Below are 22574 nucleotides of genomic sequence, written 5' to 3'. Positions count from 1 at the left end.
GGGCGAGGGGGTGCGGCTAGCATGACCGGGGTAGCGGTGGGCAGTACGCGGGTGCCTGCACCGAGCGGCAGGCAGGCGACAGGAGGGCGAGCCCTGATGCAGAAGGCCAAGATCCTCCTGGTCGACGACCGACCGGAGAACCTGCTGGCGCTGGAGGCCATCCTCTCGGCCCTGGACCAGACGCTGGTGCGCGCGGCCTCCGGCGAGGAGGCGCTCAAGGCGCTGCTCACCGACGACTTCGCGGTGATCCTGCTGGACGTCCAGATGCCGGGGATGGACGGCTTCGAGACCGCCGCGCACATCAAGCGCCGCGAGCGCACCCGGGACATCCCGATCATCTTCCTGACCGCGATCAACCACGGCCCGCACCACACCTTCCGCGGCTACGCGGCCGGCGCGGTGGACTACATCTCCAAGCCCTTCGACCCGTGGGTGCTGCGCGCCAAGGTCTCCGTCTTCGTCGACCTGTACGTGAAGAACTGCCAGCTGAAGGAGCAGGCCGCGCTGCTGCGCCTGCAACTGGAGGAGGGCGGCGAGCAGCCCCTCGGCGGGGCGCTGCTGGGTGAGCTGTCCGCGCGGCTGGCGGCGGTCGAGGAGCAGGCGGAGGCGCTCGGCAAGCAGCTGGACGGGGTCGAGGACGCGGGGGTGGCCGCCACCGCCGCGCACCTGGAGCGCAAGCTCGTGGGGCTGCGCCGGGCCCTGGACGCGATGCGGCCGGGCAGCTCCTGATCCCCAGCCGGTTCACCCTTCCGGGTGGTTCCGTGGAGCGACCGGGTGAAACCCGGTCAGTGTGACGATGTGTCTGCGACACGGCCGGGCGCCCGGGCTCGGGCACGTGTGCAGTGGTCGCCCGCCCCGGTAGGCTGCTGACCCATGGCCACTCGCACGCCCGGGAACGCAGCACGTAAGTCGAGTCCGGGACCGTCCAAGAAGGCCGCGGCGAAGGCCCCGGGCAAGCCGCCCGCGAAGAAGGCGGCGGCGAAGAAGGCGGCTCCCGCGAAGAGGACGGCGTCGAAGTCGGCCCCACCGCCGCCGAAGCAGTCCAGGTCGGTGCTGATGGGCGCGCTCAACGCGCTGGCCAGCCCGGTCGCCGCGATCTTCCGGAGCTTCGGCGACGGGGCCAAGAACCTCCACCCGGACCACCGCAAGGACGGCGTGGGCCTGCTGCTGTTCGCGCTCGCGCTGGTGACCGCGGCCGGCACCTGGTTCAGCCCGCAGGGCTGGCTGGGCGAGGGCGCCACCGCCGTGGTGTCCGGCATGTTCGGCCGACTGGACGTGCTGGTGCCGTTCCTGCTGGCCGCGATCGCCATCCGGCTCTGGCGCCACCCGGAGCTGCCGGAGGCCAACGGCCGGATCGTGATCGGGCTGAGCGCGCTGCTGGTCGGTGTCCTCGGCCTGGTCCACATCGGCTGCGGCGCGCCCATGATGGGCAGCGGCGCCTCCCGGATACGGGCGGCCGGCGGGATCATCGGCTGGGCCGTGTCCACGCCGATGATGGCCGCCGCGGGGCCGGCCCTCGCCGTGCCGCTGCTCCTGCTGCTGTCCTTCTTCGGCCTGCTGGTGGTGACCGCCACCCCGATCAACCGGATCGGCGAGCGGGTGCGCGGGGTCGGGATACGGCTCGGCGTGGTCGAGCCAGGGCCGGACGACGAGGAGCGTTGGGGGCGTACGCCGGAGCGCGAGCTGTCCACCGACCCGCCGGAGGACGCCGACCCCGACGCGCTGCCGTTCACCGTGGACACCGACGGTGACGACCCGGGCGACGAGGTGGCCGCCCGCCGGCGCCGCCGCCGTCGCCGGCAGGACGACGACCCGGACGACGCCGAGCGGATCTCGCTGGACAAGGAGCCGCTGGACCCGTACGCCACCCGCGACCTCGCCGCCGGCGCGGCCGCCGACCTGGACGGTGCGCTGGTCTACGGCGTGCCCGCGTCCTCCGCGGTGGCGGACATGATGCACCAGGTGCAGGACCGCACCGCCCCGCCGGAGGAGCCCGCCGTCCCGGCCGCCCGCGGCGGCGGCCCGAGCGCTCCCGAGGAGCACGGCGAGGCGCCGGTGCGGATGGAGCAGCTCCAGCTCGGCGAGGGCGTCACCTACGCGCTGCCCTCGCTCGACCTGCTGGAGCGTGGCGGCCCCGCCAAGGCCCGCAGCGCCCTCAACGACGAGGTGGTCGCCCAGCTCACCGGCACCTTCGCCGAGTTCAAGGTGGACGCCAGGGTCACCGGCTTCACCCGGGGGCCGACGGTCACCCGCTACGAGGTCGAGCTCGGCCCGGCCGTCAAGGTGGAGCGGATCACGGCGCTCGCCAAGAACATCGCGTACGCGGTGGCCAGCCCGGACGTGCGGATCATCAGCCCGATCCCGGGCAAGTCCGCGGTCGGCATCGAGATCCCCAACCGGGACCGCGAGATGGTCAACCTCGGCGACCTGCTGCGCTCGCGCACGGCCGCCGAGGACACCCACCCGATGGTCGTCGGCATGGGCAAGGACGTCGAGGGCCACACCGTGATGGCCAACCTCGCCAAGATGCCGCACATCCTGGTGGCCGGCGCGACCGGCGCGGGCAAGTCGTCCTGCATCAACTGCCTGATCACCTCGATCCTCGCCCGGGCCACCCCGGACGAGGTGCGGATGGTGCTGGTCGACCCCAAGCGGGTCGAGCTGACCGCGTACGAGGGCATCCCGCACCTGATCACGCCGATCATCACCAACCCCAAGAAGGCCGCCGAGGCCCTCCAGTGGGTGGTGCGCGAGATGGACATGCGCTACGACGACCTCGCGGCGTTCGGCTTCCGGCACGTGGACGACTTCAACGCGGCGGTGAAGGCCGGCAAGGTCACCCCGCCGCTGGGCAGCGAGCGCGAGCTGACGCCGTACCCGTACCTGCTGGTGATCGTCGACGAGCTGGCCGACCTGATGATGGTCGCGCCGCGCGACGTCGAGGACTCGGTGGTCCGGATCACCCAGCTGGCCCGCGCGGCCGGCATCCACCTGGTGCTCGCCACCCAGCGGCCCTCGGTGGACGTGGTCACCGGTCTGATCAAGGCCAACGTGCCGTCCCGGCTGGCCTTCGCGACCTCCGCGATGGCGGACTCCCGGGTCATCCTGGACCAGCCCGGCGCGGAGAAGCTGATCGGCAAGGGCGACGCGCTCTTCCTGCCGATGGGCGCGAGCAAGCCGATCCGCATGCAGGGCGCCTTCGTCACCGAGGCGGAGATCGCCAGGGTGGTGCAGCACTGCAAGGACCAGCTGACCGCCGTCTACCGGGACGACGTGACGGTCGGGGGCGGGCCGAAGAAGGAGATCGACGAGGAGATCGGCGACGACCTGGACCTGCTGATCCAGGCGGCCGAGCTGGTGGTCTCCACCCAGTTCGGCTCCACCTCGATGCTCCAGCGCAAGCTCCGGGTCGGCTTCGCCAAGGCGGGCCGGCTGATGGACCTGATGGAGTCGCGCGGGATCGTCGGTCCGAGCGAGGGCTCCAAGGCCCGTGACGTGCTGGTGAAGCCCGACGAGCTGGACGGGGTGCTGGTCACCCTGAGGGGCTGATCCGGGGGGCCGTGCGGGGGCCCGGGCCGTGTCCTGAGCGAGGTGTCACTCGTTCGGAGGAGGGTAGGCGGCGTATGGGGAACCGAACGTCCGTACGCCGCGTCACACGGCGGAAAGGGAACCCGGGGTTCCCTTTCCGGGCCCCGCTGACGGCGTGTCAGCGGGGCGTCGGACTCCGGCGGGATCGGGCGCGCACATTCGGCCCGTTCCGCTTGAGAAACGATCCGCCCACGCCCCTAGACTGTTCCCCAGCAGGTGGCCATCCGCTCGAAAGGCGTGCCCCGTGACCATCGGCAAGTCCCCCGACCACGAGAACGCCCCGTCGTCCGTCGAGCCGACCGACGACGCGGCGCACGCGGCCGATGCCCCGAGCATCGGCCGGGTGCTGTCCACCGCCCGGATCGACTCGGGGCTCACGGTGGACCAGGTGAGTACCGCCACCCGGGTACGGGTGCCGATCGTCCACGCCATCGAAGCGGACGACTTCGAACGCTGCGGGGGCGACTTCTACGCCCGCGGGCACATCCGCCTGATCGCCCGGGTGGTCGGCCTGGACGGCGAGGCGCTGGTCGCCCGGTACGACGCCGCGCACGGCGGCTCGCCCGCCGCCAAGCGCCCGGCGACCCAGCTGGTCGACAGCGGCCCGATCAAGGTGCCCCGCCGCGGCCGGCCGAACTGGGCGGCCGCCATGGTCGCCGCGATCGTCGCCGTGGTCGCGCTGATCGGCTTCAACCTGGTCAGCGGCAAGGGCGGGCACGGCACCACCGGCTCGGCCAGCGCGCCGCTGCCCAGCGGCTCCGGCACCGGCTCGGTGGCCCCCGCCGCGACGACGGCCGTGCAGCCGCCGGCGCCCGCGCCGAGCGCCGCCGCGATCGCCGCCGTCCCGGCCGACAAGGTCACCGTGAAGCTGGTCGCCGAGGGCACCAGCTGGGTCTCCGCGACGGACGGCGGCGGCAAGTCGCTGTTCCAGAACAACATCAGCGACGGCCAGGACCAGACCTTCACCGATCCCAAGCAGATCAAGCTGGTGCTGGGCAACGGCGGGGCCGTGCACGCGTACGTCAACGGGAAGGACCTCGGCCTCCTCGGCAAGGACGGCCAGGTGGTGCACGTCACGTACACCCCCGGAGACCCGCAGGCGGGCTGACCACAGGGGCCGGGCGGCCCACTGATGATCAGCTGATCCGAGGCGCGCGGCCTCCGGGGCGAACGGCACCGGAGCCCGCGCGTTAATCTTGGCCCTATGCCTGAACGCCGTACTGTCGCCCTTGTCACGCTCGGATGCGCCCGCAACGAGGTGGACTCCGAGGAACTCGCCGGGCGACTGGAAGCCGACGGCTGGTCGCTCGTCGACGACGCCGCCGAGGCGGACGTCGCCGTGGTCAACACCTGCGGCTTCGTCGAAGCCGCCAAGAAGGACTCGGTGGACGCCCTGCTGGAGGCCAACGACCTCAAGGGGCACGGCCGCACCCAGGCCGTCGTCGCGGTGGGTTGCATGGCCGAGCGGTACGGCAAGGAGCTCGCCGACGCGCTGCCCGAGGCGGACGGCGTGCTCGGGTTCGACGACTACGCGGACATCTCCGACCGCCTGCAGACCATCCTCTCCGGCGGCCACCACGCCCCGCACATCCCCCGCGACCGCCGCAAGCTGCTGCCGATCAGCCCGGCCGAGCGGCAGACCGCCGCCGAAGCCGTCGCGCTGCCCGGCCACGGCGCCGAGGCCGCCGCCGAGCCGATCGCCGACCTGCCCGAGGGCCTCGCCCCGGCCTCCGGCCCGCGCACCCTGCGCAAGCGGCTGGACGACAACCCGGTCGCCTCGGTCAAGCTCGCCTCCGGCTGCGACCGGCGCTGCTCCTTCTGCGCCATCCCCGCCTTCCGCGGCTCCTTCATCTCCCGCCGCCCCTCCGACGTCCTGCACGAGGCCCAGTGGCTGGCCGGGCAGGGCGTGCGCGAGATCGTCCTGGTGAGCGAGAACAACACCTCGTACGGCAAGGACCTCGGCGACATCCGGCTGCTGGAGACGCTGCTCGGCGAGATCGCCTCGATCGAGGGCGTCGAGCGGGTCCGGGTGTCCTACCTCCAGCCGGCCGAGATGCGCCCCGGCCTGATCGACTCGATGACCGGGACCGCCGACGTGGTGCCGTACTTCGACCTGTCCTTCCAGCACTCGGCGCCCGCCGTGCTGCGCCGGATGCGCCGCTTCGGCTCCACCGACCAGTTCCTGGAGCTGCTGGGCACCATCCGCGGCAAGGCCCCGCAGGCCGGCGCCCGGTCCAACTTCATCGTCGGCTTCCCCGGTGAGACCGAGGAGGACTTCGCCGAGCTGGAGCGCTTCGTCACCCACGCCGGGCTGGACGCGATCGGCGTCTTCGGCTACTCGGACGAGGACGGCACCGAGGCCGCGACCTACGACGGCAAGCTCGCCGAGGACGTGATCGCCGACCGGCTGGACCGGCTGAGCCGGCTGGCCGAGGAGATGACCGCCCAGCGCGCCGAGCAGCGGATCGGCACCGAGGTCGAGGTGCTGATCGAGTCGGTCGAGGACGGCGTGGTCGAGGGCCGCTCCGCCCACCAGGCTCCGGAGACCGACGGCCTGACCACCCTGCACGGCGTCGAGGACCCGAAGGTCGGCCAGTTCTGGCGGGCCGAGGTCGTGGCCAGTGAGGGCGTCGACCTGATCGCCGAGGTGCTGGAGCAGGTGCGCCTGCCCGAGGCCGCGGCGGTCGAGGCCGTGGGAGCCGAGACCCCGGGAGTCGGCGAATGACCAAGGGGCCCGGCGCCCCGGCCGCGGCCCACCCGGGCAGACCGGTGGCCGCGGCGCCGTCCGCCCCGGGGGTCTGGAACATCGCCAACGTGCTCACGATGGTCCGGGTGCTGCTGGTGCCGGTCTTCGTGGCGCTGCTGTTCGCCGGCGGCGGGCACGACCCCAAGTGGCGTTCGGTCGCCTGGGCCTCGTTCGCGATCGCGATGATCACCGACCTGTTCGACGGTGAACTGGCCCGGCGCAAGGGCCTGGTCACCGACTTCGGGAAGATCGCCGACCCGATCGCCGACAAGGCGATCATGGGCTCGGCGCTGATCGGCCTCTCGCTGCTCGGCGACCTGCCCTGGTGGGTCACCGTGGTGATCCTGGCCCGCGAGCTCGGCATCACGCTGATGCGCTTCTGGGTGATCCGCTACGGGGTCATCCCGGCCAGCCGCGGCGGCAAGCTCAAGACGCTGACCCAGGGCACCGCGGTCGGCATGTACGTCCTGCACCTGACCGGCTGGCTGGCCACCGGGCGGGCCGTGCTGATGGGACTGGCGGTGCTGCTGACCGTCGGCACCGCGCTGGACTACATCGGACAGGCGCTGCGACTGCGCCGCGAGGGACAGGCCGCGGCGAACGCGGGCCGCTGAGCGACGGGAGAGCCGGGTGGCGGAGCGGGACTACGAACTGGCCGAGCGGGCGCACGCCGCGCTGCGGGCCGAGGGCGGCACGCTGGCCGTCGCGGAGTCGCTGACCGGGGGGCTGCTGGCCGCCGCACTGGTGGACGTCCCCGGTGCGTCCGCGACCTTCCGCGGCTCGGTCACCGCGTACGCGACCGAGCTGAAGGCCTCGGTGCTCGGGGTGGACGAGGGCCTGCTGGACGTGTACGGGCCGGTCCACCCGGTGGTGGCCCGGCAGATGGCCGAGGGCGTGCGCGCGATGCTGGGAGCCACGTACGGACTGGCGACGACCGGGGTGGCCGGGCCGGATCCGCAGGACGGGCAGCCGGTGGGCACGGTGCACCTGGCGGTCGCGGGCCCGGGGGGAACTCTGGTCAGTTCGCCCCTGCTGTCCGGCGGTCGTGCCACAATCCGTCACGGGGCGGTGACCGCCGCGCTGGAGCTGTTGGTCGGCCGGATCGCGCGCTAGGGGCCCGCCGGGAGGGATCCGGATCCGTCGATCCGGTGCGCGGGCACGGGACAGCTGGAGGATCGTGTTACATCCAACACCCTGGTGGGGCAAGAACCAGGTGGCGAACGAGTTGCGTGACGGTGGCCGGGTGGGCCGCGTCGGGTACCACGAGGGGCCCGCGAACCCGGGTAGGACACCGGAAACAGGAGGGGGACGGCCTTGCAGCCCAGAGTGAACACGACCAGGGTCCCCGCACGCGAAGCGGGCAAGGCGGTACGGTGGGGTCGTGACATCTCGATCCGCAGTCCGAGGAGGGAGGCACCGATGATCCTGCTTCGTCGCCTACTGGGCGATGTACTGCGTCGGCAGCGCCAGCGCCAGGGCCGCACACTCCGCGAGGTGTCGGCGGCCGCCAGGGTTTCGCTCGGATACCTCTCCGAGGTCGAGCGGGGACAGAAGGAGGCCTCTTCGGAGCTGCTCTCCGCCATCTGCGACGCACTCGACGTCCGGATGTCCGAGGTCATGCGCGAGGTCAGCGACGAACTGTCGCTCGCCGAACTTGCGGCGATGGCCACCCTCTCCGAAGGTGATCTGCTGAGGCCGGTACTCGAACCGGTTCCACTGCCCGCTCCCGGCACCGACCGGGCGAACCTGTCGCCCAAGGCCGCCGCGATGGACGTGGTCGCCGCCTGATCCCGGCCTCGACTCCCGGGCGCCCCTGCCCGGGGCGAGCGAAGGGAGGGCGGTCGTGCCGACAGACGCGCAGACGCGCCCGACGGCCCGAATACGGGCCCGGGCGCGGCTGTTCCTCCGGGTGCGGCATCCGGTGCGGTGGGCGCTGGCGGCCTCGGCGGCCGGGCTCGCCTGGTGGCTCCTGGTGGTCCGGGGCCAGCTGGCCGACGGTGCCGCGCTGGGACTGCTCGCGGCCGGCGGCTGGGGGCTCGGTCTCATTCCGGTCCACGCCGACTGGAAGGCGACCGGACCGGTCCGGCGCCGACGCGAGGGGCCGGTGGAGGCGCAGCCGCCGCCGATCGGGTGATTCGAACGTGGCAGGAGGCCGCGGGGTCCTGGACTCCGCGGCCTCCGGCGTTCTCACGGCCTTCCGGCCGTCGTCGTGGCCTCGGCGTCCGACGTCCGGCGTCCAGGTGCCCGGCGTCTCGGCGTCCGGCTCAGGGGCGCAGGCGCAGGCCGCGCGGGGTGGCGTGGAAACCGGCGTCCTCCAGGGCGCGGCCGAGGGCCGAGCCCAGGGCGGGCTCGCCGTTGGCGCGTTCGACCGTGACGCTGCCGAGCGCGCCCTCCCGGACGGCCGCCGAGAGCGCCCCCGCCGCCAGCGCCCGGGTGCCCTCGTCCTCCGGCCAGGCCAGCAGGGACTTCCCGCCGCGCTCGACGTACAGCGCCAGCTCGCCGTCCACCAGGACCACCAGGGCGCCCGCCTTGCGGCCCGGGCGGTGGGCGGTGGACCCCTTGCCGCCGGGGGCGGTGGGCGGCTCGGGCCAGGGCAGGGCGGCGCCGTAGGCGTTGGCCGGGTCGGCGGCGGCCAGCACCAGGGCCTGCGGCGGCTCGCCGGCCGGGGCGGCCGGCCACTCGGCGGCCCGGGCCCGCTCCAGCCGGCCGTGGACCGAGCGAAGCCGGTCGGCCGCGCCCTCCATGGCGAACTGGGCGCCGCCCAGGCCCTCGACGAAGTAGCCCCGGCGGGTCCGGCCGCGTTCCTCCATCGCGGCGAGCACCCGGTACACCCCGGCGAAGCCGCCGGGCACCCGTTCGGCCGCCACCGTGCCCCGGGTGAGCAGGCCGTGCCGGTCCAGCAGGCTCTGTACCTGGGCGGTGGCCCGGACCGTCGGGTCGGCGGCGAAGGAGGGCAGCAGCGACCAGCGCCCGGCCACCGTCGCCGGGCCGCTGCGCGCCGCGCCGCCCACCCGGCCGAAGGGACGCCCGGCACCGCCGTAACGGCCCCGCGGGGTGGAGCGGGGCGCGCGGTGGGCGGTGGCGCCCGCCGTCCGGCCGGAGCCGAGCAGGGCGCGCAGCGGGGCGAGGGTGTCGTTGGTGACGTAACCGGCCCAGACCAGGTCCCAGAGCGCCTCGACGACCTCCGGTTCCGGTGTCTCCTCCGGGAGCTGCTGGACGAGTTGGCGGAAGAACAGGCCGTAGCCGCCGGCCAGCGCGGACATCAGGGCGCCGTGCACCGGGGTGAGCGCGGGCGGGACGGGATCGGGCCGCAGCAGGTGGGCGTTCTCGGCGAGGTGCAGGCTGAGCCAGCCGTCCTTGCCGGGCAGCGCCCCGGCGCCGCACCAGCCGATCTCGCCGGCCGCCGTCAACTCGTCCAGCAGACCGGGGGAGTAGTCGGCGAGCCGGGCCGGGAGGATCAGCTTCTCCAGTGCCGAGGCGGGCAGGGCGGTGCCCTGGAGCTGCTCGACCACCCGGAGCAGGCCGTCCGGGCCTCGCAGCCCGTGGCCGGCCAGGTGCTGCCACTGCGGCAGGAAGGCGGCCAGGGCGCGCGGCGGGACGGGCTCGACCTCCTGGCGCAGGGCGGCCAGCGAGCGGCGCCGCAGCCGGCGGAGCACCTCGGCGTCGCACCACTCGGGGGTGAGGTGCCACTCGGGGCCGGTGGGGCCTCCCGCCGGTCGGAACTGGCCCTGGACCAGGCGGCCGGCGGCGGTCAGCCGGTGCAGGGTGCCGGTGACGACGGCGCTGCCGAGGCCGTAGCGGGCGGCGGCCTCGGCGGCCGTGAACGGGCCGTGGGTACGGGCGTGGCGGGCGATCAGGTCGCCCAGCGGGTCCTTGACCGGCTCGGTGAAGGCCTCCGGGACGCCGACTGGCAGCGGGGTGCCGAGCGCGTCGCGCAGCCGCCCGGCGTCCTCGATCGCGGCCCAGCGCCGCTCGCCGGCGATCCGGACCTGGATCACCCGGCGGGCGGCCTCCAGCTCCAGGGCCCAGAGCGGTTCGGCGCCGCGGAGCGTCAACTCGGCCTCGGTGAGCGGGCCGAGCAGGCGCAGGGCGTCGGCGACGCCCTCGGCGTCCCTGATCCGGCGCTCGGGGGTGAGGCGCTGGAGCTCGGCCTCCAGCTCGGTGAGCACCTGCGGGTCGAGCAGCTCGCTCAGCTCGGCCTGGCCGAGGAGTTCGGACAGCAGCCGGGAGTCGAGCGCGAGGGCGGCGGCGCGGCGCTCGGCGAGCGGGGAGTCGCCCTCGTAGAGGAACTGGGCGACGTAGCCGAACAGCAGCGAGCGGGCGAAGGGCGAGGGCTCGGCGGTGGTGACCTCGACCAGGCGGACGGCGCGGGACTCCAGGTCGCCCATCAGCTCGACCAGGCCAGGGACGTCGAAGACGTCCTGGAGGCACTCCCGGACGGCCTCCAGGACGATCGGGAACGAGCCGTACTCGGAGGCGACTTCGAGCAGTTGGGCGGCGCGCTGGCGCTGCTGCCAGAGCGGGGTGCGGCGGCCGGGGTTGCGGCGGGGGAGCAGCAGGGCGCGGCCGGCGCACTCGCGGAAGCGGGAGGCGAACAGGGCGGAGCCGCCGACCTGTTCGGTGACCAGCTGCTCGATCTCGCCGGGGTCGAACAGGGCGGCGTCGGCGCCGACCGGGGCCTCGTCCGCACCCGGGTGCTCCGTCGGGCCGCCGAAGTCGAAGTCGAGGGCGAGCAGGTCGGCGTCGGGCAGGCGGAGCACGATGCCGTCGTCGGCGTGCATGACCTGCGGGTCCAGGCCGTGTTTCTCGCGCAGCCGGGCGCCGAGGGCGAGCGCCCAGGGGGCGTGCACCTGGGCGCCGAAGGGGGAGTGGATGACGATCCGCCAGTCGCCGAGCTCGTCCCGGAAGCGTTCGACCACGATGGTGCGGTCGTCCGGGAGGTGGCCGCAGGCGGTGCGCTGCTCGGCCAGGTAGTCGAGCAGGTTGGCGGCGGCCCAGTCGTCCAGGCCGGCCCGCTTGAGCCGCTCGGTGGCCTCCGCGGGCCGGAGGGCGCTCAGCTCGCGGGTGAACGCGCCGAGGGCGCGGCCGAGTTCGAGCGGACGGCCGAGGGTGTCGCCCTTCCAGAACGGGAGCCGTCCGGGGATGCCGGGGGCGGGGGTGACCAGCACCTTGTCGTGGGTGATCTCCTCGATCCGCCAGGAGGTGGTGCCGAGGGTGAACACGTCGCCGACGCGGGACTCGTAGACCATCTCCTCGTCGAGCTCGCCCACCCGTCGCCCGCCGCCCTTCCTGCCCGTCGCCGAATCGGACTCCGTGCTGCCAGCGATGAAGACGCCGAACAGGCCGCGGTCGGGGATGGTGCCGCCGGAGGTGACGGCCAGGCGCTGGGCGCCGGGGCGGCCGGTCACCGTGCCGGCCACCCGGTCCCACACCAGGCGGGGGCGCAGCTCGGCGAAGGCGTCCGAGGGGTAGCGGCCGGCCAGCATGTCGAGCACCGCGTCGAAGGCGGACTGCGGGAGGGTGGCGAAGGGGGCGGCACGGCGGACCACGGCGAGCAGTTCGTCCACCGGCCAGGTGTCCAGGGCCGTCATCGCGACCAGTTGCTGGGCGAGCACGTCCAACGGGTTGCGCGGGACGCGCAGCGCCTCGATCCGGCCGGTCCGCATCCGTTCGGTGACCACGGCGGACTGCACGAGGTCCCCCCGGTACTTGGGGAAGAAGACGCCGGTGGAGACGGCGCCGACCTGGTGCCCGGCCCGGCCGACCCGCTGGAGGCCGGAGGCGACCGAGGGCGGGGACTCGACCTGGACGACCAGGTCGACGGCGCCCATGTCGATGCCCAGCTCCAGGCTGGAGGTGGCGACCACGGCGGGCAGCCGGCCGGCCTTCAACTCCTCCTCGACGAGCGAGCGCTGCTCCTTGGAGACGGAGCCGTGGTGGGCCCGGGCGATGACCGGGGGCGCCCCCTTGGCCGCGCCCGAGCCGCCCATCAGCTGGGCCGGGGCGTGCGCTTCGGGGATCGCGGTGCCGGTGGCGCGCTCGTGGGCGATCTCGTTCAGCCGGTTGCACAGCCGCTCGGCCAGGCGGCGGGAGTTGGCGAAGACGATGGTCGAGCGGTGTGCCTCGACCAGGTCGACGATCCGCTCCTCGACGTGCGGCCAGATCGAGGCTTGCCGCTGCGGGTCGGTGCCGGCGGAGCCGCCGGTGGCCGGGGCGGTGGGCAGGTCGTCCAGGTCGGGGACGGGGACGACCACGGAGAGGTCGAAGTCCTTGGCCGAGGCGGGCTGGACCACGGTGGCGCCGCGCCGGGGGCTGAGGAAGCGGGCCACCTCCTCGACCGGGCGGACCGTCGCGGACAGGCCGATCCGGCGGGCCGGGCGGTCCAGCAGCTCGTCCAGCCGCTCCAGGGTGAGGGCGAGGTGGGCGCCGCGCTTGGTGCCGGCGACGGCGTGCACCTCGTCCAGGATCACCGTGTCCACGCCGCGCAGCGCCTCCCGGGCGGCGGAGGTGAGCAGCAGGAACAGCGACTCGGGGGTGGTGATCAGGATGTCCGGCGGGTGGGTGGCGAAGCGGCGGCGGTCGGCGGCCGGGGTGTCGCCGGAGCGGATGGCGACCTGGACCTCCGGTTCCGGCAGGCCGAGCCGGACGGCGGCCTGGCGCAGGCCGGCCAGCGGGGCGCGCAGGTTCCGCTCGACGTCCACCGCGAGGGCCTTGAGCGGTGAGACGTAGAGGACCCGGCAGCGGCGCTTGGGTTCGGCCGGGGGCGGGGTGCTGCTGAGCCGGTCGAGGGCGGAGAGGAAGGCGGCCAGCGTCTTGCCGGAGCCGGTGGGGGCGACCACCAGGACGTCCGTGTCCTGCCGGATGGCGTGCCAGGCCTCGGCCTGGGCGGTGGTGGGGGAGGCGAAGGCACCGGCGAACCAGGCCCGGGTGGCCGGGGCGAAGCCGGCCAGGGGGTCGTCGAGGGGCGGGGTCGGGTGCTCGGGCGCCATGCCCCCATGGTGCCGGGTGGGACTGACAAGCGGGGTCCGCGGGCGAGGACGCCGGGGGAGGGGGTCGGGGAGGTGGCGTCGGGGGCGGGTGCCGGGAAGGGGCGCCGGCCGCAGAGGGTGCAAGCCGGGGAGCAGGATCGACATTCCGCTCATATCGTGAGGAACCGGGGGCTTGATCCACCGGGAGCCGCCGATCCGCCCGGGATCGGCGGCCACCCGTGACCGACCGGACCGGCGAGCGGAGACCGAGCGATGGCGCAGGCGCACCCGTCGGGCAGGCCCGTGCGGCGCCGCCGGATCGGCGGGCCCGCGCGGGTGCTGCTCGGGATGGTGCTCACGGCGCTGGTGGCGGGCGGCGCGGTTCCGTACGTGTCCGGGCCCGGGCGGGCCTACCTCAGCTACCTGGTGCTGGCCGAGGGGCCGGACGCGGCCGGCGCGGCGCTGGCCGGGGCCGAGAGCCGGGCGGCGGGCGGGCAGGTGGTCCAGGAGTATTCGCAGATCGGGGCCGCGCTGGTGTACGCGGCCGGCTCGTTCGCCGAGCGGGTGCGGGCCCGGCCCGGGATCGCCGCCGTCGGGGCGACCAGGACCGTGCCGGTGGTCGCGCCGCCGCGGGAGGTGGCGGGCGCGGGGGACTTCACGGCGGGCGCGGGGGAGTTCGCGGCCGGTGCCCGGCGGGACGGGGACGCGGCCGGCGACGGTCGGGCCGGCGGTGCTCGGTCCGGCGGTGCTCGGTCCGGCGATGATCGGGTCGGCGAGGGTCGATCCGGCCGGGGGAGAGCCGGTGACCGGGCGGACGGCGGGACCACGACGGTCCCGGACCCGGGGGAGGGCGGGGCCTGGAACCTCGCGATGCTCGGGGGCGCCGCCGCCCGGGCCGGTGACGCCGCCGCTGCCGGGCCGGGCGCCGAGGCCCTGCGCCGGGTGCTGGTCGCGGTGCTGGACTCCGGCGTCGACGACACCCACCCGGACCTGCGCGCGGCCGTCGACCCGAAGGCCTCCGCCTCCTGCGCCGACGGCCGGCCCGACGCCCGTACCGGCGTCTGGCGGCCCGACCCCGGGGTGGGCGAGAGCGGGCACGGCACCCACGTCGCCGGGATCGTCGGCGCCGCCCGGGACGGCCACGGCGTCACCGGGGTCGCGCCGGGCGTGCGGATCGCCGCCGTCCGGCTGCTGGGGCCGCTCGGGCAGTACTACGCGGAGAACATCGTCTGCGGCCTGCTCTGGGCCGCCGACCACGGGGCCAGGGCGATCAACAACAGCTACTTCGCCGACCCGTGGAAGTACAACTGCCCCGAGGACCCGGACCAGGCCGCGCTGATCGCCGCCGTCGGCCGGGCCACCGACTACGCCCGGCGCAGGGGCGCGGTGGTGGTGGCCTCCGCGGGCAACGACGGTCAGGACCTCGGCGCCCCGCGGACCGACGACCGCAGCCCCAACGACCGGATCTCGGGGCCGGCCCGCACCCGCTACCTGGGCACCGAGTGCGTGCGCCTCCCCGGCGAGCTGCCCGGGGTGGTGACCGTCACCGCGGTGGGCCGGGACGGGCGCCCGGCCGGCTACTCCAACCACGGGCGCGGGCGGGTCTCGCTGGCCGCACCCGGGGGCGTCCCGGACGGCGGGCCGCAGGGGGCGATCGTCTCCGACTGGCCGGAAGGGCAGTACGCGGCGCTGGCGGGGACCTCGATGGCGGCCGCGCACGTGACCGGGGCGGTGGCGGTGGCGGCGGCGCTGCACCCGGAGCTGGGGTCGGACGGGCTGGCGGCCCTGCTGGCGGCGACGGCGGCGGCCGGGTGCGCTCCCGGGCCCCACGCGTGCGGGGAGCGGCAGTACTTCGGGGCGGGGCTGCTGACGCTGCCCCGGTGACGGGGGCCGGTCGGGACGCTCGCCCGGTGCGGTGGGAGTGGGTGCGCCGTTCCCGGCCCGGGATACTTGGGGGCATGAGGCTGACGGAGTTCTGGCGACGGATGTACGCGCACTTCGGGGAGGCGTACGCGGAGTCGTTCGCGAGCGACCACGTGATGAGCGAGCTGGGCGGGCGGACGGTGCGGCAGGCGCTGGAGGCGGGCTGGGAGGCCAAGGACGTCTGGCGCGCGGTGTGCGACACCCAGGGGATCTCCGGCGTGCTGCGCTGAGTGCCGGCCTCCGGGCGGCATGGGACAGACTGTTCGGGTGACAAGCAGCGCAGAACATAAGAAATCGGACAGGGTGGTGCCGGAGGCCGACGGTACCGGCGGGGAGCCGTCCGCGGGTGATCGGGCGGGCGGGAGCCCGTGGGGCGGGATGCCGCGCTGGCTGCCGCGGGCGATGGTGCTGTTCCTGGTGCTGGTCGGGGCGTTCCAGTTCGCGGACTGGGCCTTCCGGCAGTTGATCGACCTCTTCGTGATGCTGCTGGTGTCCTTCTTCCTCTCGCTGGCGCTGGAGCCGGCCGTCGACCGGCTGGCGGCGCGCGGGGTGCGGCGGGGGGTCGGCACCTTCCTGGTGTTCGTGGCGGTCGGGGTCGCCGTGGTGGGCTTCCTCACCGCGCTCGGCACGCTGCTGGTCGACCAGGTGGCGAAGATCGCCGGGGACCTGCCGCACCTGGTCGACAGCCTGATCGGGTGGATCAACCGGACCTTCCACCAGGACCTCTCGCTGGGTGAGCTGCAGAATCGATTGCTCAAGGACTCCGGCGCCATCGAGAGCTACGTCCAGCAGGCGGCCGACAACGTCTGGGGCGTCTCCTCGACCCTGATCGGCGGGCTGTTCCAGGCCTTCACGGTCGGGCTGTTCACCTTCTACTTCACCGCCGAGGGCCCGCGGGTGCGCCGGACGGTCTGTTCGATGCTGCCGCCGGCCAAGCAGGCCGAGGTGCTGCGGGCCTGGGAGATCGCGCTCGCCAAGACCGGCGGCTACCTGTACTCCCGGGCGCTGCTCGCGGTGGTGTCGTCCGTCGGGCACTGGGTGATGTTCGCGCTGCTGGACCTGCCGTACGCGGCGGCGCTGGCGGTCTGGGTGGGCGTCATGTCGCAGTTCGTGCCCACCATCGGGACCTACCTGGCCGGGGCGCTGCCGGTGCTGGTGGCGCTGACGGTGGATCCGGTGGACGCGCTGTGGGTGCTGGGCTTCGTGGTGGTCTACCAGCAGGTCGAGAACTACCTGCTGCAGCCGCGGATCACCGCGCGGACGGTGGACGTGCACCCGGCGGTGGCGTTCGGTTCGGTGATCGCCGGGGCGGCGCTGCTCGGCGCGGTGGGCGCGCTGATCGCGATCCCGGCGGCGGCGACGCTCCAGGGCTTCGTGGGGACGTACGTGCGGCGGTACGAGGTGGCCACCGATCCCCGGATCGACCGGGGCGAGCAGCGGCGGGCCCGGCGGGAGCTGCGCCGGAAGGCCGTCCGGCGGCTGCGCCGGATGGTCGGCGGGAACGGTGGGGCCGGCGGGGACGGGGGGTGACCCCGGGGGTGCCGCCCCGGGGTGTCTCCGGGGCGGCACGGCGCGGACGTGGGGGCGGCACGGCGCGGACGTGCGAGGCTTGAATCGAACAGATGTTCTTTGTACTCTCCGGCGAGGAGTTTTCCACAGGCCGAGCCCGGTCGGTCTCGTTTGTCAGTGGGACGCGCTAGCGTCGAGGACGATGAAGCGCACAGCACAGAACCCGAGGGAAAAAGCCATGGCAGGTACGGACCGCGAGAAGGCTCTGGAGACCGCTCTCGCCCAGATCGAGCGGCAGTTCGGCAAGGGCTCGGTGATGCGCCTCGGCGAGAAGGCCAACGAGCCGGTCGAGGTGATCTCCACCGGGTCCACCGCCCTGGACGTCGCCCTCGGGGTCGGCGGCATCCCGCGCGGCCGGGTGGTCGAGATCTACGGCCCCGAGTCCTCCGGCAAGACGACCCTGACCCTGCACCTGGCCGCCAACGCCCAGAAGGCCGGCGGCACGGTCGCGTTCGTCGACGCGGAGCACGCGCTCGACCCCGAGTACGCCAAGAAGCTCGGCGTGGACACCGACGCCCTGCTGGTCAGCCAGCCGGACACCGGTGAGCAGGCGCTGGAGATCACCGACATGCTGATCCGCTCCGGCGCGATCGACCTGGTGATCATCGACTCGGTCGCGGCGCTCGTCCCGCGCGCCGAGATCGAGGGCGAGATGGGCGACTCGCACGTCGGTCTCCAGGCCCGGCTGATGAGCCAGGCGCTGCGGAAGATCGCCGGTGCGCTGAACCAGTCGAACACCACCGCGATCTTCATCAACCAGCTGCGCGAGAAGATCGGCGTGATGTTCGGTTCGCCGGAGACCACGACCGGTGGCCGGGCGCTGAAGTTCTACGCCTCGGTCCGCCTCGACATCCGCCGGATCGAGACGCTGAAGGACGGCACCGAGGCGGTCGGCAACCGCACCCGCGTCAAGGTGGTCAAGAACAAGGTCGCCGCGCCGTTCAAGCAGGCCGAGTTCGACATCCTGTACGGCGTCGGCATCAGCCGCGAGGGCGGCCTGATCGACATGGGCGTGGAGCACGGCTTCATCCGCAAGTCGGGCGCCTGGTACACCTACGAGGGCGACCAGCTCGGCCAGGGCAAGGAGAACGCCCGCAACTTCCTGAAGGACAACCCGCAGCTCGCCGACGAGATCGAGCGCAAGATCAAGAGCAAGCTCGGCATCGGCCCCAAGCTGGAGGAGCCGGCCGAGGACGCCGCGGAGGCCACCGCCGCCGACGGCGCCGCCAAGCCGATCACCGCCGCCGCCACCAAGACGGCCGCGGCGAAGAAGACGGCGGCGGCCAAGGCCTGAGTCGTTGACGCAGTACGACACGGTGGGTGGCGATCCGGCAGGTCCGGAGGACGGCGACTACGGGCCGCCGGACTGGTTCGCCGCGGTCGCGGAAGAGCCCGAGCCCGAGCCCGATCCGGGGCACTCGGCCGGGAGGCCCCGGGCCGGTTCACGCTCCCGCGGCGGGCGGCGCGGCCGTCCGTCCGCCACGAACTGGGCATCCGGCCCCGAGCCGGAGTTCGACCGGGCTCCGGCCCGGGCGGTGCGCGGCGCGGCGCCCGGCCCGGAGCCGGCGGAGGCCTCGGTCGAGGCGCTCGGCCTGGTCTCCGCCTCCGAACTGCCCACCGGCCGCCGACGTCGGCGCTCGGCGCTGGTGGCCGAGCAGGTCGCGGAGGCCGCGGGAACCGAAGCGGCCCGGCCCGGCTCGACGCCGGCGGCCGTGGAGAGCGGCTGGGACGAGGACACGGGCGAGGCGGCCGGTCACGGGGGTGCGGCCGCCTCGGCCTCCCGCCGCGGCGCACGCCGCGGCCGGGCCCGGAGCGGTCGGTCCGCCGAGGGCGCACCCGAGGAGGAGGGCGCCGAGCGCGGCTCCCGGCGTCAGACCGAGGAGCCGGCCGATCCGGAGAGCCGAGCCCGGGACATCTGCCTGCGGCTGCTGACCGGCGCCGCCAAGACCCGCAAGCAACTCGCCGACGCCCTGCGCAAGCGGGAGATCCCGGACGAGGCCGCCGACGAGGTGCTCACCCGGCTGGAGGAGGTCGGGCTGATCGACGACGCGGCCTTCGCCACGGCCTGGGTGGAGTCCCGGCACGCCGTCCGGGGCCTGTCCCGGCGGGCGCTGGCCCAGGAGCTGCGCACCAAGGGGGTCGCCGCCGACCTGGTCGAGCAGGCCGTCGCCCAGCTCGACCACGACGACGAGACGGACGCGGCCCGGGCGCTGGTCGAGCGCAAGCTCCGGTCCACCCGGGGGCTGGACGCCCAGGTGCGCACCCGACGGCTGGTCGGGATGCTCGCCCGGCGCGGCTACTCCGAGGGGCTGGCGTTCCGGGTGGTGCGCACGGCGCTGGAAGAGGAGTCGAGTGAACCGCAGGGTGGGGAGTAGTGGCAGTTCTGTGGGCTTCTTGGAGTGCGCCAGGTCAACTCTTGACCGTTTCGTGACCCCCACCTAGCCTCGCCTTCAGTGCCCGGGGCGCCTGTCGTGCGGCGGCCCGTGCGGCGACGGGGGAGTGGGGCGGCAATGGGGACTTCGGCGGGCACCGGCCCGGGCGGTTTGCTGGTGGCGGGATCGGCGGGACTGCTGCTGCTGGTACTCGCCGGGCTGGTCATCGGACGGCTCCGGACGGCCCGGCGCGGCGCCCTGGCCGAGGTCGAGCGGACCCGCCGGTGGGCCGAGGAACAGGCCGTCCGGCAGCGCGTCGAACTCGCCCGCCGCGAGGAGGGCGTGGCCGAGGGACTGCTCAGGCTGCGCCGCAGGGAGGACGAACTGGTCGAACGCTCGGCCGAGGTGGAGCGCTCCCGGAGCGAGGCCGAGGCGTTGGTGGCCCGCCGGGTGACGGTGCTGGAGCGGGCCGCCGGGCTCTCCCCCGATCAGGCCCGCGCCGAACTCCGGCAGGAGGCCGAGGAGTCGGCCCGCCGGGAGGCCGCGGTCACCGTCCGGGAGATCGAACGCGAGGCCAGGGCGGAGGGCGAGCGCCGGGCCCGGGACATCGTCGCCGGGGCGATCCAGCGGCTGGCCACGGAGCAGACCGCGGAGAGCGCCGTCACCGTCCTGCGGCTGCCGAACGAGGACATGAAGGGCCGGATCATCGGTCGCGAGGGCCGCAACATCCGCGCCTTCGAGGCGGTCACCGGCGTGAACCTGATCATCGACGACACCCCCGAGTCGGTGCAGCTGTCCTGCTTCGACCCGGTCCGCCGGGAGACCGCCCGGCTCACCCTGGAGCAGCTGGTCGAGGACGGCCGGATCCACCCGACCCGGATCGAGCACCTGCATGAGCGCAGCCGCGAGGAGGTCGAGCAGCGCTGCGTCCGGGCCGGCGAGGACGCCCTGCTGGACGCCCGGGTCGACGGGCTGCACCCCGAACTCGTCCGCACCCTGGGCTCGTTGCGCTTCCGGGCCTCGTACGGGCAGAACGTGCTCGGGCACCTGCTGGAGTCCGCGCACCTGGCCGGGATGATGGCCGCCGAGCTCGGGGTGGACCCGGAGCCGGTGCGGCGCGCGGCGCTGCTGCACGACATCGGCAAGGCGCTCACCCACGAGGCCGAGGGCAGCCACGCGGCGGTCGGCGCGGAGCTGGCCCGGCGGTACGGGGAGTCACCGGAGGTGGTGCACGCGATCGCCGCCCATCACAACGAGGTCGATCCCCACACCGTGACGGCCGTGCTGACCCAGGCCGCGGACGGCTGCTCGGCCGGCCGGCCGGGCGCGCGCAAGGAGTCGCTGGAGCTGTACGTCCGGCGGCTGGCGCGGCTGGAGGAGATCGCGCGCTCGCACGACGGGGTGGCCGAGGTGTACGCGATGCAGGCGGGACGCGAGGTCCGGGTGATGGTCCGGCCGGACGCGGTGGACGACCTCGGGGCGGAGCTGATCGCCCGTGAAGTCGCCCGCCAGGTCTCCACCGAGCTGACCTACCCGGGCCAGATCCGGGTGACGGTGGTCCGGGAGAGTCGCGCCACGGCGGTGGCCGGTTAGGACGCGCCCCGGCTGGGGGAGTCCACCTGTTCGGGCGCCGGCTGGTCGGCCGGGTCGGGAGCCGGGTCGAGGGTGGCCGGGCCGCCGCGGGCGCGATCGGCGAGGGTGACCAGCTCCTCGGCCACGGCGCCCTGGGTGACGCCGACCAGGTGGCCGTCCGGGCGGATCAGCAGCACGGTGTGCGGTCCGGCGCCCGGGTAGTCCTCGGTGACCAGGACCTCGGCCGGGACGGGCAGGGCGGCGGCGACCTCGGCGAGGCGGGGCATCAGACCGGCGCCGAGCCAGTGCTCGGAGGACCAGACGGCGGTGCCGGGGGCGACCAGCAGCAGCAGGAAGGTGGCGCCGAGCCGGGCGTGCAGGTGGTCGGGGGTGCCGTCGTCGGCGAGCACCGGAAGGTCCGGGACGAGCACGCCGGGGGCGGTGGCGGGCAGCAGTTCGCTGAGCGAGGTGGTGCCGCGCGAGCCGCGCTGCAACGGGACCCGGCCGGGGGCGGTGGCGGGCGCCGTCGGGTAGGCGGGTGCGCCGCCGAAGCGGCCGGTGCCGAGCTGGCCGTCGGCGAGCAGCGGGGCGTGCTTGCGGAAGCCGCCGACCAGCAGCGAGCGCCGGGTCTGCTGCCAGCCGCGCAGCGGGCGCAGCAGCGGCATGGACTGGTCGACCGCGCGCAGCCGGGCGCCGACCGCCCCGCGCCGCTCGGCCTCGTAGCCGTCCAGCAGCGAGCCGCCGGGCTGCGGACCGCCGGAGTGGAGGTGCCAGGCGAGGGCGAGTCGCCAGGCCAGGTTGTCGGCGTCGCGCAGCCCGTCCGGGAGGTTCTGCATGCCGAGCGCGCCGTGCAGGTGGGCGGCGTCGCCGGCCAGGAAGCAGCGGCCGACCCGGAAGCGGGCGGCGAGGCGCTGCTGGGCGGTGTGGTCGGCGGCGGCCAGCAGGTCGAAGCGGGGCAGTTCGCCGCACCAGCCGGTGAGGGTGGAGGTGACCCGGGTGAGCAGGGTGTCGCCGGTGACGATGCCGGGCCAGGTGGCGTGCGGGTCGACCGGCTCGGTGGGGGCGGGTCGACCGGGGGGCAGCCGCCAGTCGAGCCGCCAGACGCCGTCCGGCAGCGGACGGGCGGAGGCCTCGCGGTCGCCCCGCCACGGGGGCTCGCGGTGCAGCCGGGCGCCGTCGAAGGGCAGGTCGACCCGGACGGTGGCGATGGCGTTGCGGTCGACCGCGGGGCGGCCGGGGAAACGGATCTTCAGGAGCTTGCGGACGGTGGATCTCGCGCCGTCGCAGCCCACCAGGTGGCTGCCGCGCCACCAGGTGGTGGAGCCGTCCTGGGTGCCGGTGGTGCGGACGCTGACGCCGTCCCGGTCCTGTTCGAGCTCGACCACCCGGTTGAGCGGGACCAGTCTGATCAGCGGGGTGCCGGTCAGCGCGTCGCGCAGCCCGCGCTGGAGGCGGTGCTGGGGCAGGTGGTAGGTGGGCGAGTCGGTGAGGTCGATCCGCAGCATCTCCTGGCGGCGCCGCCAGACGGCGAAGGAGTCCCACAGCGCGGAGTCCGAGACGGCCCGCGGGTAGCCGATCCGGGTCAGGAAGGCCGCGGTGTCGGCGCCGAGGACGAGGCTGCGCGGACCTTCGGGACAGAGTCCGGAGCCTTCGTCGAGGACGACGGTCGGCACCTCGTGCCGTGCCAGGGCGAGGGCCAGGGCCAGACCGACCGGTCCGGCCCCGACCACGATCACCGGGTCCATGAGGGAACCTCCGGGCACGAACCGGTCGATGGTCCGGCGTCAGTTACGGCTGCCGCATATGCCGCGTGGATGCTCCCGGGAGGTGTCACGA

General features: G+C 74.6%; 16 protein-coding genes. 14 read left to right on the top strand and 2 right to left on the bottom strand.

The features are described 5' to 3' along the window. The first annotated feature begins 93 nt into the window (after positions 1–93). From ACFRAR_RS07535 to ACFRAR_RS07500, 8 genes are all read left to right on the top strand, one after another. On the top strand, positions 94–729 hold the full coding sequence (locus ACFRAR_RS07535; protein ID WP_380695836.1) for a response regulator: 636 nt from the start codon (positions 94–96) through the stop codon (positions 727–729). A gap of 144 nt (positions 730–873) precedes the next feature. After that, positions 874–3549, top strand: coding sequence for a DNA translocase FtsK (locus ACFRAR_RS07530; protein ID WP_380695814.1), 2676 nt, complete (start codon positions 874–876; stop codon positions 3547–3549). A 283-nt stretch (positions 3550–3832) separates the two neighbouring features. Then, on the top strand, positions 3833–4696 hold the full coding sequence (locus ACFRAR_RS07525) for a helix-turn-helix domain-containing protein (protein ID WP_380695812.1): 864 nt from the start codon (positions 3833–3835) through the stop codon (positions 4694–4696). 96 nt (positions 4697–4792) lie between these two features. Then, on the top strand, positions 4793–6313 hold the full coding sequence (gene rimO / locus ACFRAR_RS07520; RefSeq protein WP_380695810.1) for a 30S ribosomal protein S12 methylthiotransferase RimO: 1521 nt from the start codon (positions 4793–4795) through the stop codon (positions 6311–6313). After that, on the top strand, positions 6310–6948 hold the full coding sequence (pgsA, locus tag ACFRAR_RS07515; RefSeq protein WP_380695808.1) for a CDP-diacylglycerol--glycerol-3-phosphate 3-phosphatidyltransferase: 639 nt from the start codon (positions 6310–6312) through the stop codon (positions 6946–6948). Before rimO ends, pgsA begins: the two co-directional genes overlap by 4 nt. Before the next feature lie 16 nt (positions 6949–6964). Continuing rightward, a complete protein-coding gene (locus ACFRAR_RS07510; RefSeq protein ID WP_380695806.1) occupies positions 6965–7447 on the top strand; it encodes a CinA family protein in 483 nt (160 codons plus the stop codon). 306 nt (positions 7448–7753) lie between these two features. Beyond that, positions 7754–8122: a helix-turn-helix transcriptional regulator gene (locus tag ACFRAR_RS07505; protein ID WP_350739875.1), complete on the top strand. Its 369-nt coding sequence runs from the start codon at positions 7754–7756 to the stop codon at positions 8120–8122. Positions 8123–8177: 55 nt separating this feature from the next. Continuing rightward, positions 8178–8468 (top strand): hypothetical protein, encoded by a 291-nt coding sequence (locus ACFRAR_RS07500; RefSeq protein ID WP_380695804.1) that lies wholly within the window; start codon positions 8178–8180, stop codon positions 8466–8468. 130 nt (positions 8469–8598) lie between these two features. On the opposite strand, the gene ACFRAR_RS07495 is transcribed toward ACFRAR_RS07500, so the two are convergent. Further along, on the bottom strand, positions 8599–13323 hold the full coding sequence (locus ACFRAR_RS07495) for an ATP-dependent helicase (protein WP_380695802.1): 4725 nt from the start codon (positions 13321–13323) through the stop codon (positions 8599–8601). A gap of 252 nt (positions 13324–13575) precedes the next feature. On the opposite strand from ACFRAR_RS07495, the gene ACFRAR_RS07490 reads away from it, so the two are divergent. From ACFRAR_RS07490 to rny, 6 genes are all read left to right on the top strand, one after another. Continuing rightward, complete coding sequence (locus tag ACFRAR_RS07490) at positions 13576–15186, top strand: S8 family serine peptidase (protein WP_380695800.1); 1611 nt, start codon at positions 13576–13578, stop codon at positions 15184–15186. A gap of 74 nt (positions 15187–15260) precedes the next feature. Beyond that, on the top strand, positions 15261–15455 hold the full coding sequence (locus ACFRAR_RS07485; RefSeq protein ID WP_380695798.1) for a DUF3046 domain-containing protein: 195 nt from the start codon (positions 15261–15263) through the stop codon (positions 15453–15455). A 148-nt stretch (positions 15456–15603) separates the two neighbouring features. After that, positions 15604–16755 (top strand): AI-2E family transporter, encoded by a 1152-nt coding sequence (locus ACFRAR_RS07480; protein ID WP_380695796.1) that lies wholly within the window; start codon positions 15604–15606, stop codon positions 16753–16755. Between the two features lie 217 nt (positions 16756–16972). Next, entirely contained in the window at positions 16973–18088 is a 1116-nt protein-coding gene (gene recA, locus ACFRAR_RS07475; RefSeq protein ID WP_380695794.1) for a recombinase RecA, read from the top strand. A 4-nt stretch (positions 18089–18092) separates the two neighbouring features. Next, positions 18093–19169, top strand: coding sequence for a recombination regulator RecX (gene recX / locus ACFRAR_RS07470; protein WP_380695792.1), 1077 nt, complete (start codon positions 18093–18095; stop codon positions 19167–19169). A gap of 135 nt (positions 19170–19304) precedes the next feature. Beyond that, the gene (gene rny / locus ACFRAR_RS07465) at positions 19305–20759 is read left to right on the top strand and encodes a ribonuclease Y (protein WP_380695790.1); all 1455 of its coding nucleotides are present in this window, start codon (positions 19305–19307) and stop codon (positions 20757–20759) included. Here rny and ACFRAR_RS07460 read toward each other — a convergent pair. After that, a complete protein-coding gene (locus ACFRAR_RS07460) occupies positions 20756–22483 on the bottom strand; it encodes an FAD-dependent monooxygenase (protein ID WP_380695788.1) in 1728 nt (575 codons plus the stop codon). The two genes, rny and ACFRAR_RS07460, sit on opposite strands and share 4 nt — an antisense overlap. Positions 22484–22574: the final 91 nt, after the last annotated feature.

It is taken from the genome of Kitasatospora sp. NPDC056651, from assembly GCF_042792155.1.
In the GTDB taxonomy this organism is placed as follows: domain Bacteria; phylum Actinomycetota; class Actinomycetes; order Streptomycetales; family Streptomycetaceae; genus Kitasatospora.
This window is presented reverse-complemented; position numbering and strand designations above follow the sequence as displayed.

What these genes read in the sequence shown, in the direction of transcription:
- ACFRAR_RS07530 (WP_380695814.1), top strand. Translation starts at nt 874, where the DNA reads ATGGCCACTCGCACGCCCGGGAACGCAGCACGTAAGTCGAGTCCGGGA.
- rimO (WP_380695810.1), top strand. Translation starts at nt 4,793, where the DNA reads ATGCCTGAACGCCGTACTGTCGCCCTTGTCACGCTCGGATGCGCCCGC.
- pgsA (WP_380695808.1), top strand. Translation starts at nt 6,310, where the DNA reads ATGACCAAGGGGCCCGGCGCCCCGGCCGCGGCCCACCCGGGCAGACCG.
- ACFRAR_RS07505 (WP_350739875.1), top strand. Translation starts at nt 7,754, where the DNA reads ATGATCCTGCTTCGTCGCCTACTGGGCGATGTACTGCGTCGGCAGCGC.
- ACFRAR_RS07495 (WP_380695802.1), bottom strand. Translation starts at nt 13,323, where the DNA reads ATGGCGCCCGAGCACCCGACCCCGCCCCTCGACGACCCCCTGGCCGGC.
- ACFRAR_RS07490 (WP_380695800.1), top strand. Translation starts at nt 13,576, where the DNA reads ATGGCGCAGGCGCACCCGTCGGGCAGGCCCGTGCGGCGCCGCCGGATC.
- ACFRAR_RS07485 (WP_380695798.1), top strand. Translation starts at nt 15,261, where the DNA reads ATGAGGCTGACGGAGTTCTGGCGACGGATGTACGCGCACTTCGGGGAG.
- ACFRAR_RS07480 (WP_380695796.1), top strand. Translation starts at nt 15,604, where the DNA reads ATGCCGCGCTGGCTGCCGCGGGCGATGGTGCTGTTCCTGGTGCTGGTC.
- recA (WP_380695794.1), top strand. Translation starts at nt 16,973, where the DNA reads ATGGCAGGTACGGACCGCGAGAAGGCTCTGGAGACCGCTCTCGCCCAG.
- rny (WP_380695790.1), top strand. Translation starts at nt 19,305, where the DNA reads ATGGGGACTTCGGCGGGCACCGGCCCGGGCGGTTTGCTGGTGGCGGGA.
- ACFRAR_RS07460 (WP_380695788.1), bottom strand. Translation starts at nt 22,483, where the DNA reads ATGGACCCGGTGATCGTGGTCGGGGCCGGACCGGTCGGTCTGGCCCTG.